General features: G+C 44.2%; 12 protein-coding genes and 1 pseudogene. 11 read left to right on the plus strand and 2 right to left on the minus strand.

What is annotated here, in order from left to right:
- Positions 1–97: 97 nt before the first annotated feature.
- From AB6E30_RS06275 to AB6E30_RS06295, 5 genes are all read left to right on the plus strand, one after another.
- Positions 98–526 (plus strand): PACE efflux transporter, encoded by a 429-nt coding sequence (locus tag AB6E30_RS06275; RefSeq protein ID WP_017071983.1) that lies wholly within the window; start codon positions 98–100, stop codon positions 524–526.
- Positions 527–706: 180 nt separating this feature from the next.
- A complete protein-coding gene (locus tag AB6E30_RS06280) occupies positions 707–1,687 on the plus strand; it encodes a helix-turn-helix domain-containing protein (protein WP_372102972.1) in 981 nt (326 codons plus the stop codon).
- A gap of 357 nt (positions 1,688–2,044) precedes the next feature.
- A complete protein-coding gene (locus AB6E30_RS06285; RefSeq protein WP_017071981.1) occupies positions 2,045–3,424 on the plus strand; it encodes an amidohydrolase family protein in 1,380 nt (459 codons plus the stop codon).
- An 81-nt stretch (positions 3,425–3,505) separates the two neighbouring features.
- Positions 3,506–4,165 (plus strand): DUF3299 domain-containing protein, encoded by a 660-nt coding sequence (locus AB6E30_RS06290; RefSeq protein WP_372102956.1) that lies wholly within the window; start codon positions 3,506–3,508, stop codon positions 4,163–4,165.
- Positions 4,166–4,238: 73 nt separating this feature from the next.
- Positions 4,239–5,480 carry a carbohydrate porin gene (locus tag AB6E30_RS06295; RefSeq protein WP_372102958.1) on the plus strand — a complete coding sequence of 414 codons (1,242 nt, stop codon included), beginning with the start codon at positions 4,239–4,241 and terminating at the stop codon, positions 5,478–5,480.
- 96 nt (positions 5,481–5,576) lie between these two features.
- Here the strand turns inward: AB6E30_RS06295 and AB6E30_RS06300 are convergent.
- A pseudogene (locus AB6E30_RS06300) lies at positions 5,577–5,903 on the minus strand (hypothetical protein); the annotation flags it as partial.
- A gap of 87 nt (positions 5,904–5,990) precedes the next feature.
- Here AB6E30_RS06300 and AB6E30_RS06305 point away from each other — a divergent pair.
- Together AB6E30_RS06305 and AB6E30_RS06310 are read left to right on the plus strand one after the other, a co-directional pair.
- On the plus strand, positions 5,991–6,995 hold the full coding sequence (locus tag AB6E30_RS06305; RefSeq protein ID WP_372102960.1) for a Solitary outer membrane autotransporter beta-barrel domain: 1,005 nt from the start codon (positions 5,991–5,993) through the stop codon (positions 6,993–6,995).
- Positions 6,996–7,113: 118 nt separating this feature from the next.
- Positions 7,114–8,175, plus strand: coding sequence for a diguanylate cyclase (locus AB6E30_RS06310; RefSeq protein ID WP_372102962.1), 1,062 nt, complete (start codon positions 7,114–7,116; stop codon positions 8,173–8,175).
- Here the strand turns inward: AB6E30_RS06310 and AB6E30_RS06315 are convergent.
- A complete protein-coding gene (locus AB6E30_RS06315; RefSeq protein ID WP_372102964.1) occupies positions 8,153–9,208 on the minus strand; it encodes a helix-turn-helix domain-containing protein in 1,056 nt (351 codons plus the stop codon). The two genes, AB6E30_RS06310 and AB6E30_RS06315, sit on opposite strands and share 23 nt — an antisense overlap.
- Positions 9,209–9,367: 159 nt before the next feature.
- Between AB6E30_RS06315 and AB6E30_RS06320 the strand changes: the two genes are divergently transcribed.
- From AB6E30_RS06320 to AB6E30_RS06335, 4 genes are read left to right on the plus strand one after another with little or no spacing between them, the layout of a single operon-like run.
- On the plus strand, positions 9,368–10,489 hold the full coding sequence (locus tag AB6E30_RS06320) for an HlyD family secretion protein (protein ID WP_372102965.1): 1,122 nt from the start codon (positions 9,368–9,370) through the stop codon (positions 10,487–10,489).
- Complete coding sequence (locus AB6E30_RS06325; protein WP_372102967.1) at positions 10,479–11,498, plus strand: DUF2955 domain-containing protein; 1,020 nt, start codon at positions 10,479–10,481, stop codon at positions 11,496–11,498. Before AB6E30_RS06320 ends, AB6E30_RS06325 begins: the two co-directional genes overlap by 11 nt.
- 22 nt (positions 11,499–11,520) lie before the next feature.
- Positions 11,521–12,621, plus strand: a complete 1,101-nt coding sequence (locus AB6E30_RS06330) for an AI-2E family transporter (RefSeq protein ID WP_017068458.1) — start codon at positions 11,521–11,523, stop codon at positions 12,619–12,621.
- A complete protein-coding gene (locus AB6E30_RS06335; protein WP_017061900.1) occupies positions 12,622–13,281 on the plus strand; it encodes a potassium channel family protein in 660 nt (219 codons plus the stop codon).
- Positions 13,282–13,395 lie beyond the last annotated feature (114 nt).

Raw genomic sequence — 13,395 nt, forward strand, 5'->3', positions numbered from 1 at the left:
AGCTATCACTAAACGTGATGGCTGTTAACTTTCTCTTATTGTTTTCGGTGACATAATTTCGGTAAGTCCACCATGTTATAAATTGCTATAGGAATGTATGAGTACGTTAGAGAGAGTTTTCCACTCGGTGTTGTTTGAAGTATTGGCCGTCACACTGTCAATTATAGGTTTAGCGATATTTACTGATCACGATGTGAATGCCTTATCAGGAACCATGATAGTTGTTGCGACTATCGCGATGATTTGGAACTACTGTTTTAACCGTATTTTTGATCGTTATTTCACGGGTGAAAAATCAAAGCGTTCGCTCAAATTACGTGTTTTTCATGTCGTGCTATTTGAGGCTGGCTTGTTGATCGCGACGATCCCTGTGATGGCATACTTACTTAACGTGGGGTTATGGCAAGCATTTTTGATGGACATCGGCGTGACCATTTTTATTACCATTTACGCGTTTGTGTTTAATCTGATTTATGACCATGTTCGAGCATTCTGGGTACGCAGAGCGGACTTAGCCGTTCAGTAATCTACCAAGTCAGTAAACACGAGTTTGGCTACTAACCGTTTGTTTATTAGTTATTTTGACGGAGACATCCGGTTAGTAGGTCTAGGTAACGCGGCGTTTGTTCTGCTATCTTAAAAAAGGTGATAATTTGAGTTCGTGAACGAATAGATAAGGGAAAGGATGCCAAATACCCCTCAGATAATGACAGTTGTCGATAAGAAAGAAGTCGAATTGTTCGCGGAACTGTTCAAACATATTGATGGTGAAATCTACACCTTACTACGCAGTGCCCAAATCCCTAATGATATTCTCACCAGTAATGACCATTACGATTATCTCCCTGAGACAACGGTTAAGAACGTGGTCAAGATTATGGGGGAATCTGCGTCGAGAGAAGAGTTTTCGCTGTTTATGTGGAGTTTTTGCAAGCAAACCTATGTGCCAAGGTTTGTGGCTAAGCTAAGCCAGCAGGATTCATTGAAAAACGCGCTAGACCAATTTGGTGAGCAATTGAAGCTCGTATCCAATGGTGCGAATGTCTATACCAGGCAATCCGGAGGCAAGTGGTGGTTGGTTCGCGAGAAGCCGTTTACTAACGCACCGTGGTTTAAGTTCGCTGAACTGTTCTCTGTTATTTTCATCAACGAGCTACTTTCAGTATTAACACAAGGTCGTTGGAAGCCGTCTGAGGTCGGAATTCAAAATGGCGATCTCGAATGTTTTCAATCTCTACCACAAATGGGCAGTGCTCAGTTTTATACGCATAGACCGGTCACTGCCTTTGAGATCCCTGAAGACATCATGCTTGCACCGATTATTTTACCCAAAATTGCTCAAGTATCAGATCTCACTAAGCCTTTACCTAGCTCATTCTTGAGCGCTTTTAAGCTTGTTATTAAACCTTATCTCACGATGGGGAAACTCCCAATTAGCTTAGCTTCTGAGATTCTGAATATTCATATCAGAACAATCCAGCGTCGGTTGGAAAGTGAAGGGGTGGTCTACAAAACCTTGATTGAAGAGATGGTTCTTGAGCAGGTTTTAGAATTGCTTAAGCAGTCAGATCTATCGATCACGCAAGTAGGTGCGAAAATGGGCTATTCCGATTCTTCCCACTTTACCCGAGCCTTTAAACGACAGATGAACATGACGCCAAGACAGTATCGAAAAGAGCACAGCTAACCTCGGTAAGCAGCAGTACAAAGCTACCAGTAAGAGCTTCGGCAATAACAGCTCCGCAGCGAAACTCTAGCCAGTAAGTAAAAACTCCAGCCAGTAAGCAGAAACCGGAGCCTGAACGCATAATTATTTATTGTCACCAAATGGCCATTTATCAACCTTGAACACTGGCAGTATCACTACTAAGTTATTGAATGTTGATGAGTTGTTTTTGCCTCGATTTTTTCCCGGAATTTTGATTAGATTTTTGTGATTATCGCGGCTGACAAAAACACCTTTGAAACCTCATGACACTCATTAGTAGTTACGGAATCGTTATGGGAAGTGGACTCCACTCATAAACGGAATCAAGGTGTATAAATGAAAAATGCAGGCTTAAAACTCTCTGTTGTTGCTCTTTCGTGTTCATTTGCTCTTTCTGCAAATGCTGCATCAACGCTATTTACTAACGTCGATGTATTCAATGGTACTGAAAACAAATTGTACGAAGACCATCATGTATTAGTCGAAGATAATCTTATCAAACAAATCTCTGCAAGCCCGATAGAGGCTGGTGATGCTGTAGTGATTGACGGCGAAGGCAAAACGTTAATGCCGGGTTTAATCGAAGGCCATGGTCACTTGTTGCTGAATGGCGGTAATCTAAGTGACCACGAAAACAACCGTACGATTGAAGAACTGGCTGCTCGAGCAACAGTGAACGCGAACGCCGCGTTTCAATCAGGTTTCACCACGTGGCGTGATGCTGGTGGCTTGAATACTGGCTTACGTAAAACAATCGATTCTGGCATGTTGCCGGGCCCACGACTTTACACATCAGGCGCATTTATTGGCCCGACGGGTTCGCATGCCGATTTCAGTAACCTAACCACGGCTAACCAACACTTCTTTGGTTCATCGACCAGTATGGCTCGAAATAGCGTGAGCTTTAATGCCGATGGTATTACAGAAATCAAAGCCGCTGCTCGTCAAAACTTCAAGCAAGGCAATACTCAAATTAAGATCATGTCTTCGGGTGGTGTGGCTTCAACATTTGACCCTTGGCAGCTGAATGCGATGTCTGCGGAAGAAATTGAAGCTGCCGTGGAAATTGCTGATGCGTATGGCTCTTACGTGATGTCGCACGCCTACAGTAAAAAAGCGATCATGCGTAACTTGGATGCGGGTGTTAAAACAATCGAACACGGTTTCATGTTCGATGGCGATATCGCTGACAAGATGGAAGATAAAGACGCTTACATCACAACTAACATGACCGCGTTTTCACCTTACCTGACGCAGATCGAAGCGATCAACTCGAACCCTGCCTCTAAGCGTAAAGCGGAGTCGGCAACCAAAGCATTCAAAGACTACATATCGAACGTCAACAAGTACCAACCTAAATGGGGTTTCCACACAGACTGTGTTGGTGACGTGGTTTCTTGTATCAAACAAACCGACCACACGATCTTCCTTGCGGGTAAAGAGTTAGGCAACTTCTTCACTTTGAAAGGGATGACATCGGTAAACGGTGAGATCGTTAAGTTATCTGGCGTGATGGACCCATACCCAGAGGGTAAGTTAGGCGTGATTGAAGCGGGCGCATACGCCGATATCATTATTGTTGAAGGCAACCCACTTGAAGACTTGTCAGTGATTGGGGCAAACGAAAAATGGTTTGATGCAGAGCCGCGCAGCCCTGAAATCGACACCATTAAAGTCATCATGAAAGATGGCAAAGTCTACAAAAACACGCTGTAACTCAGTTCGACAATTTAGTTAAAAATTAAGCTTTAATGGGTGATCTATTTGGGTAGGTCACCTCTATTCAAGGTGTTCCTTATGCAAAAAATGCTTTCTCTTATTCTGTCGGTGGTATCACTGACGGCCGTTGCTTTTCCTACTTTTGCTGAAACTGCGATGAATCTTGAGTGGCAAGATCTGAACTCAGAGTCTCACGAAATGAAAGTAGAAATGCCGGATCTCACCGATCAACAAATGCGTCTATTACAAGGTGTGATAGCAATGAGTGCATCAGAGGAAGAGCAAGCTCAACAACAGGTTCTATTATTCAAACAAACGCTAAAAGAGCAGGGCGTGGACGCAGACGAAATGATCGCACTGCGTGACGAATACATGCAAACCATGAAAGCAAACGCCGAAGCTATCACGACAGAGTTTGATGGCAAGAAAGTACGAGTTCCCGGTTTCATCGTTCCACTGGAGTTCTCAGAGGGAATGACAGCAACAGAGTTTCTGTTAGTGCCTGTGGCGGGTGCGTGTATCCACATGCCGCCACCACCTGCAAACCAGATTGTGCGCGTGTCTTTCCCTGAAGGCTTTCAGGTACAGAACGTTCAGTATCCAGTGTGGGTAGAAGGTGACTTTAGCTCCAACAAAGTGACTGAAGAGGTCTTCCTAGTCGATGGTAAAAGTAACCTCACCATGGGTTATGAAATGAAAGCTTCGATGATTGAAGACTATTATGAAAAAGAAAATTAATGGTTGTCATCAAATGACAATTTTCAATGTGAGTAATGAATAAAATAAAACTAACTTAAAAAGTACTGGTGACATGATGAACTCAAGATTCTCTAAAGTAAGTATGGCTATTGTGATGGCGGCTAGCCCAATGAGCGGCGTTGTTTACGGCGCTAACTTTGAAGGCCCAGATTCTGTTGAAAATACAATTGCAGAGCAGAAAGCACAAAAGAAATCTTGGAGGGATTCATTAGCTGAAGATGGTTTTACATTTGGTGCAGATTACTTTGCTTTGGGGCTGACCTCTGGGGATGGGGTTGGCGGCGATAGCGTTGATGCATCGTCGGGTGTGGCACGATTATACGGTTCATGGCATCTATTAGGAAACGGCACACAGAACTCAGGTAGCTTAGTTTGGAAGGTGGAACATAGGCATGCCTATGGTGATACTCCGCCAAAAGACTATTCATTCGGCCCGCTTGGCTATGTCGGTGCAATTGGTCCGGCATACAGCGACCAAGGGTTTCGTGTTACGGACTTAAATTGGAAGCAAAAAATCAATGATGGCAAAGGCACCATTATTGTCGGTTGGCAGGATGTAACGAACTATGCGGATGTTTACGCTCTAGCAAGCCCGTGGTCTGGTTTTACTAACTTGGTATTCTCGACAGGCTCAGGTGCGATGGGCTTACCGGATGACGGTGTATTGGCCCTTTCTGCCGGTCATATGCTAGGCGAAAACTTTTATGTGGTCGGTGGTATCGCTGATGCAAATGGTCAGTCAGATGATATTTTTGATGGCTTTGATAGCGCTTTTGGTAGTGATGCGTCTTACTTTACAACACTTGAATTAGGTTGGACGGCTTCACAAGACCTGATTTATACAGACAACTTCCATGTGACGTTCTGGGATTTTGGTGACGATACTCGCCACAGTAATAGCCTTGCAACTGAAGGTGGCTCAGGTGTCAATTTCTCATGGAGTCAGTTTATCACGCCGCAAGTTATGCCGTTTGTGCGAGGTGGTTTCTCAGAAGGTGATGTTGCCCTTTACGATAAATCAATCTCTGTTGGTATGGGTTACTTTGGATTAGGAAAACCAACCAACAATTTAGGCGTGGCACTTAATTGGGCAGAAGTGAATGGTGATTCTTTTGCAGCTGATGCGAAAGCAATAAGTGGTAATACAGAGCAATGGACGGCTGAAATTTACTACAACATGCAACTCAACGATTTCATCCAAGTCACACCTGATATTCAATACATTAAAGATCCTGCGTTCTCCAATGAAAGTAGCGCTTGGGTGTTTGGTGTTAGAGCGAGAGTCTTTATCTAACTTCTCTGTTTGTTAATCGCTGAAACGTAAAGAATAGATGTAAAAAGTGAGCCTGTTCGGCTCACTTTTTTTGTCTTAGGTCTGTATCAAAAGCGGCTATGCTTTTTCGGCTTTGGGCGTGTCATCGAGTGCGAAGTAGATCTTTGAAACAATAATCTCTGCGACCAAGATCGTGAATACCACAGCGAAGAACGCTACGACACCATTCCAAGGGCCTGTGAAATCTACCTTGTCTCCAAACAAGATATTGATGGCTTCCAGCATCACAAACTTAGAGCCCACTAGAATCACGTAACTGGATAAACCGCGATAAATCTTAGGCGCAGTCCCCGGTTTAGATTTGAAGTAATCAGCCAGCTTATGTTCTAAACCGATAGACAATTTGAGCAATAGCTGGAGCAGAATCGCAGCTGCAAATGAGAGCAGTATCAACCACACCGTTAACTCTCTGATTGAATTAGTTAAGTTACCAATTACACTTGAAGCATAAGTTTGAATGGAGTCAACTTAATGCTTTCACCCCTATCGCACTATCCCCGTTCTATTATTCTGCTCTTAATGGGCCTCAGTTCTTCCTCGGCCTATGCATCCAATGAATTGATTCAGAACCGCTTAGAGAAGATATTTTCTGTATCAATTGCGCTGACTGACAGCGATGCCATTTCAATTGGCTTTGTGGATTTTGATCCTAATTCGTTTATCAACTTAAACGACAGTGGTTTTGGATCCGATAAAACCATCGATACTCGAAGCCAAGTGAGTGTGGGCTCCATTCCTTATTCTTCGGTGATTAACACCGATGATCCTGATCTTGACCTTATTTGGTCTGTGCGAGGGTCTTATGCGCTTTCTGAACAGGATATTGAAATCTCACCGGAAGTGACCTCTGACCGTCGTGTGAATCCGAATAAAGACTCAGTATTGGGCCTGTATGGCTTTTTCGGGGTTCAAAACCATTTAACCCAACGTTGGTCTATCGCGTATGGCTTAGGCACTCACTTGCTCTATTACCGCAATAAATATAAATACAACAACAGCTACTCTCAAGCATTTCAGTCTCAGCTAGACGGCTACGCGCTAAATACCTCAGCATGGGCATTGGTAGGTGAGCCGTCGGTCAAACTCAAGTATTTAAAGCAGCAAGAGTGGGGAAGCTGGAATGTCTCTTCTAGAGTGCGTTATTTCTATGGGGCTGGATGGGGTGAAGCGAACGATGGTGATATCGGTAACCCTGAAGGGATGCGATTTATTAATGAACTAGAGTTTAGGCAAAATGTCGCGCTCGATGCTTGGTCGTTAAACAACCCTCAGGTCCACTATAACTTTAGAAGAATCGATATAGTGGGGGATTTAACGGATCCTTTAGACACACACTATTACTATGAATTCGGCGCTGGGTTGGTGTTCGATGTCCCTTACGACTCTTACTTCTTTGATAACTTCGGTGTCGGGATTAACTTCAATTATGGCAGCTCACTCAGCGGTGGTAGTTTGCTCTTCTTACTCAATAATTAGCATAAGTTGTTGATCTTCAAAGTACCCATATAATTTGAATTTGTATGTGTCGTAAAATGGTAAATATCTTAATCAAAACTTAGCCATCATAGTCATTCGCCCATCACCAGAGCAAACTATGAACAAGTTAAGTTATGACCGAAAAATGCCGCTATACGTGGTGTCTGCACTTGTCCTCAATATGGCATTTAGCTTGTGGTTGCTGAGTATTGCTTCTACGCCAGCCATGTTTTTTTCGGTGTGTGCGTTGTTTTTACTTAGCACTCTTATTACCGCACGCCTTTATCGACATGAAATGGCTCAAAGCAAGAATAGCTTGTCTGAAGCGATCATTGATGGCGTTGCTGGTTTTATGATCCTCGATAGTCAATTGAGGGTCATACAAGTGAATCAACAATTCTCTCGGGTTTCAGGTTATGCCTTTGACCAAGTCGAATCTCGTCCGATTTCTGATCTCTGTTTTATGAATAACAGCAGCCTAATCACGACCATTACTCGCTCACTCAAGGAAAACCAGAGATGGAAAGGTGAGTTGAGTGGCGTCAGTCGACTTGGTGAGCAGTTTACCGTAAACGTTGTGGTGGAAAAGCTAACTGAAATTCTGCCGCACAATAACAAGTACGTGGTGACCTTTACGGATATTAGCCGACGCAAGATATTGGAGCGTCGATTAAGAATGCTGGTGGAAACGGATTCACTGACAGGGTGCTGGAATCGACGCCGCTTTGATAACGACTTAAAACATTATTCTAACCTGGCAGAGCGTTATGGTTACACACATTCCTGTTTGGCGTTGATCGATTTAGATCACTTCAAGGCTATCAATGATAATCACGGTCATGACCAAGGTGATTCAGCGCTGAAAGAGGTCGCTGAACTGTTGAGAAACAACAGCCGAGACACTGATATCGTCGCGCGAGTAGGCGGAGAAGAGTTCGCTATCTTGATGCCTGAAACCAATTTGGCAGAAGCGTTTGAGGCGATGTATCGACTGAAAGAAGTGATTACCAAAGGGACAACATTGAACCTGACCGTGAGCAGTGGTGTGTCTGAAATACAGGCGCAAGCCGAAGCGACCTATCGCAGTGCAGATAAGGCACTTTACCGCGCTAAAGGTAACGGGCGAAATAGAGTGTGTAGCTCTAGCCCAGGCTGTGCTACTCCAATTGCCCTTGGTTAGATGTAGGCCGTGCTTGGTTAATCAATCGAGCGAAGCCTAAGCCCGAGATTGAGCGTTGGTAAATCTTCGGCGTAAGGCCAGACACACGCTTAAATGCACGAGAAAAATGAGAGATGTTGGTGTAACCGAGTTGGCTAGAAATGTAGGTCAGCGTGTGGCCTTCTTCCATCAGCTCGCAAGCTACAGAAAACATCAGGTTCTCTTTGATCTTTCGATAAGTGGTGTTTTCATTCTTGAGTTTGCGTTGGAACGTTCGCACTGAAAAGTTGAGCAGCTCTGCCGCCTCTTCAAGAGAGAGGTCTTGTTCTTTCATGTACGGTTTTAGAAGCTCATAAATACTATCGGTAAAGCTGGTATGCCACTCAATAAGTGTCGGTTTTGTACTGAGGTCTTTAGACGTAAGACGGATTGGGAGTTGTAAGATCTCATCAGGAATCTGCACAGCAGTCGACGAATGATCAACAAACAGTTGGCAGTTACTTGATACCAGTGTTTTGACGACATCGATGTCATGCCCTTGCAAGCGAACTTTAGTCGGTAACCATGGTGATTGCGATAAAATGGTTATTAACTCGATGATATAAATAACAGCGAAAGCTTCGCCCCATTGAAACATAGGGGAGTTGTCTTCCGGGGCTGTCCGGCAAAACCAGTTCTGACCGTGTTCTTGGATAAACTCGACTTTGCTGCCTGGTGAATCATAGGCAAAGATTGAATTGATCTGTTTTAGTGCATCGCCAATGGTTTCGAATTCGGTAAATTGATGCAAGACATTTGGGATGATTCGACGTCGAAATGCGAGTCCAAGAATATCGGTGAACCGAGATACGCCAAGTTGGGCGGATGTCAGATAAATCAAACGTTTAATCGATTCTGATGGCACAAAGTCGCTTTCTGATTCAATGAGATCGGGCGGTAAACCAGAATCTTTGAGCAAAAGGTGGAGGTCGAGACCATAGTCAGAAAAAACCTGAACCAGAATTTTGGCGTAGTTCGTTTGAATTACCGGGACTTGGTAGTGACTAGAGCTCATTGGAATACAATCCTGTATATATTGTCGCACTATTAGACGTGCATATCATTTGCAACGTTTTGTTTACTAAATCTAACCCTATTTACTTGAGTTTTCCATCACCGGGCTTATTTTTAAAGTATTAATTTTGTTGATGTTAGTTATCTAGAAGGGAGTCCCATGTCAGAAGTCAACGGGAATGCGCAAGAAGCCAAGGAAGAAGTTGGCCAGCAAGAAAATGGAAAAGACAAAGTAAGAAAGGTCACCAACTACTTATTGTTGTTCGTAGCGTTCATGTTGATCTTCAGTATCATTTCAGACCGCATCATCCCTATTACTGATAATGCTCGTGTCAAAGGTTATATCGTTCCAATCAAACCTGAGGTGTCGGGTAAAGTGCTCGATATTCTTGTTCAACCTAACCAACTGGTTAATCAAGGCGATAAGCTAGCCATTTTAGATGAGTCTGATTACCAAATAGCCGTACAACAAGCCGAGCAAAATTTAGAGATTGCTGGCCAAAATGTCGGCGCGCAAACCGCGAGCATTGCTTCAGCTCAAGCGAAACTCACTTCAGCCATTGTTGAAAGACAAAATACCAAACTGCAAGCTAAGCGTGTTTTAGAGATGTCCGATAAAGGTGTCGTTTCTAAATCAGATGCAGATAAAGCGCGAGCAGCATTAGCGACCTCTAGTGCGGCGGTTGTGAATGCAGAAGCTGACCTTGACCGTGCTAAGAAACAAATGGGTAAAGAAGGCGAAGAAAATAGCCAAGTGAAAGCGGCGTTGCTGGCACTTGAACAAGCTCAATTGAATCTAGAACGCACCGTGATTACTGCACCGACACAAGGTGGTGTCTCTAACTTTAGCCTGTCTGAAGGTTTCTATGCATCAGCAGGGCAAGCAATCATGACCTTTGTTTCAACCGAAGATATTTGGATTGAAGCTTATTATCGAGAGAACAGCCTAGGTAATGTAACGGTCGGTGATGAAGTTGAAGTGGCGTTAGATTTCGCACCGGGCAAAGTGGTAAAAGGGCGCGTAAGTAGTATCGATTGGGGTGTTGATTGGGGGCAAAATGACCAAGCAGGTAAGCTTGCTCAAGCTAGCCAACAAACGGGTTGGTTGCGCCAAACACAGATGCTTCCCATAACCATTGAATTTGATAATGAAGAAGTGACAGGCATGCTCCGAGTGGGTGGCCAAGCGGATGTGATTGTTTATAGCGGCGATAACTTTGTATTCAACGCGATAGGCAAATTGTGGATTCGATTTATAAGCGTATTGTCTTATGTCCGATAAGCCCATTCTCGACCAACAAACACAGCAACGGATCCTGCGATTTACGGTCGGGGTTACGTTGGCTGTATTTTTGGCGGCGTGGATAAACTGGCCGCTTGCGTTTGTGGCGCCAGTGTTCACAGCTAAGTTCTTAATTGATAAACCAAATCTCCATAAAGAAACGGTCTACGAATTGCTCTTGGCCGTTGTGGTGACAATGGGGTTAGGTTTATTACTGTCGCGAGGAATTACCCATTATCCAATCCCATTGCTGATTTTAGTGGGGTTAATGATGCTGTGGGGTTACTACTTGTTTGTCGACCCAAAATGGAACCTGTTTGCCACCATACTGTTGATTGCGGTTTTGATGTTGCCATTCATGGCGATTGATAACCCCGGCGTGTCAGTAATGCTGGCCTCTGGCTTAGCGACCTCTGGTGTGGTTTCAGTCATGCTTTTTGCGTTAGTGCATGTATTTTTCCCTGAGCCAAAATCGGCGTTCTCAGGCTTCGCTGCTGCGCCACTCGAAAAGAAACAGCGTTGGTATGCGGCCTTTAGGGCGATGATTATCTCCTATCCTGTGGTGTGCTTTTTCTTTATTTTTCAAATATCTGAAGCTTTACTGACAATGATGTTCATTGCGTTGTTATCGTTGATGATTACGTCAGAGAAGTCGATAAAGTTGAGCGCTTTTTTGGTGATAAGTAACGGTATCGGGGGATTGCTGGCGATTGCTGCTTTTTCAATTCTTTCTATAGTACCCAACATTGTCTTCTATTCTTTGTTTATAGGACTTATTGCCATACTTATGGCTACCAAGATCTACACGGTTCCCGAAAAAGCACCTATTTTCGCCACTGCATTTAGTACGTTGCTCGTACTGGTTGGTAGCACGTTGATGAGCTCCGGTGACATCGATAGCAACACTCTTATACGCATATTCCAATTAGTGTTAATTGGCATATATATGATTTTGGCTTCTCTATTCCTAGAAACACGGAATTGGAAGTTTCTACAAAATCAGTCTTAATTATGTCTAACAAGGACGTCTCATGAAGTTAACCGATGATTTTTCAAAACAGGCGATAGACGCTGCCATCAAGATCGCAGCGATTGCCATGCTCGTGTATTGGTGTTTTTCGATTTTGCGCCCATTCATTCTTCTGGTGATATGGGGTGCGATCATTGCGACTGCGTTGTATCCAGTGGCGGTCGCAATTTCAAATAAAACCGGGATGTCGAAAGGTAAAGCCAGTGCATTGCTGAGCTTTATTGGTGTGATTCTTCTATTTATTCCTTTGGCGGCGCTTTCTTCTGGTATCTACACCAGCGCGACTGACCTGATGACAGGGCTTCAAGATGGCACATTGTCATTGCCTAAACCGAAAGAGTCCTTACAAGATATTCCATTCATAGGTGAGAAGGTTTATTCAACCTTGGTTGCCGCCTCCAACAATATTGAAGGCACTTTCATAAAGTATGCGGATGAACTTAAACAGTTTGCGACGAAAGCGGCTTCTGTTCTTGGCTCGTTAGGTGGCGGCTTTATTCAGTTCATCATCTCTACCATCATTGCGGGTGCATTCATGAGTAATGCCGATAAATGCAAAACCGGCGTGACTCACTTAGTGGCGCGTTTAACGGGCGGTAAAGGTGAAGAGTTGGTAGAGCTCTCTAAATCGACCGTGCGAAGCGTTGTGCAAGGTGTGATTGGTGTGGCTGTGATTCAATCCATGATGTCGGCAATCGGTTTGGTGATTGCAGGCGTTCCAGCAGCTGCGTTTTGGGCGCTAGCTGTGCTGCTCATTGCGATAATCCAACTTCCACCGATTCTCGCTCTATTACCGGCGATCATCTACATGTTCAGCGTTGAATCGACACTGGCGGCGAGCTTGTTCTTAGTGTGGTGTATTTTGGTGAGCGGCAGTGACGCTATCTTAAAGCCAGTATTGCTGAGCCGTGGCTCTCACATTCCAATGTTGGTAATTCTATTGGGTGCACTGGGCGGAATGGCGATGTCAGGCATCGTCGGTCTGTTTGTCGGTGCTGTGATACTGAGTTTAAGCTATGAGCTGATGATGGCGTGGCTTGGACTTGAAGAGAAAAACCAACAAGAAACTGAGAAAAAACCTGCAGAGGTCGAGGGAAAATAGATGAAGCCAGTCTCTAAAGACGACAACTTCTACTTCTTATTCTATGCACTGTTGGTGTTGTTTCTTGGTTGCGCGGTGATGCAGCAGTTTTATCCGCAAGGCCAGAAAACAATCCTATTTCTTATCATTATTACGTTGGCGAGTTCAATTGCCGGTATTCATAAAGAGCGAGCCTTGTATCGCTCTTGGTATGGGCTGTTATTGATTACGGCGCTCGTGTCTGGCGTGTTTTCATTTTTGGAAGGCTATAACCTGTCGATAGTGACGCTATCGGCGTTGGCTGTGTTCTTGTTTTCACACATTTACTCGGCGTTGAAGCAGGTGATGAAAGCCAAAACGGTGACACCCAATCACATCATCGGCTCCATCTGTATTTACTTGTTGCTAGGGTTTGCTTGGTCGACCATCTACTTGTTAATTTTAGAGATATTTCCTAATGCCTTTAACGGGTTAGAAGAGCAAGTCTGGCTGACGAACTTGTTTAATGCGATGTACTTTAGCTTTATCACCTTGACTACGGTTGGTTACGGCGACATATCACCAGCTCTGCCTATTGCTCAATTCTTTGTGTTTATGGAATCCATTATCGGCAGCTTTTACTTAGCTATCATGGTGGCGAGTTTGGTGAGCATTCGACTTGCACAGTCTCAGTCCCAATAGAGCATTTACAAATAATAGAGCACATACAAACAAGCCCGGCAATCGCCGGGCTTGTTCTATTTGTGCGCCGAGCATGGCGTTGATCTAGGAGGTGAAAGTCCTCTACGGGCTCAG

Origin of the sequence: Vibrio sp. 10N.247.311.12, assembly GCF_041467515.1 — a bacterium.
GTDB lineage: Bacteria > Pseudomonadota > Gammaproteobacteria > Enterobacterales > Vibrionaceae > Vibrio > Vibrio crassostreae_C.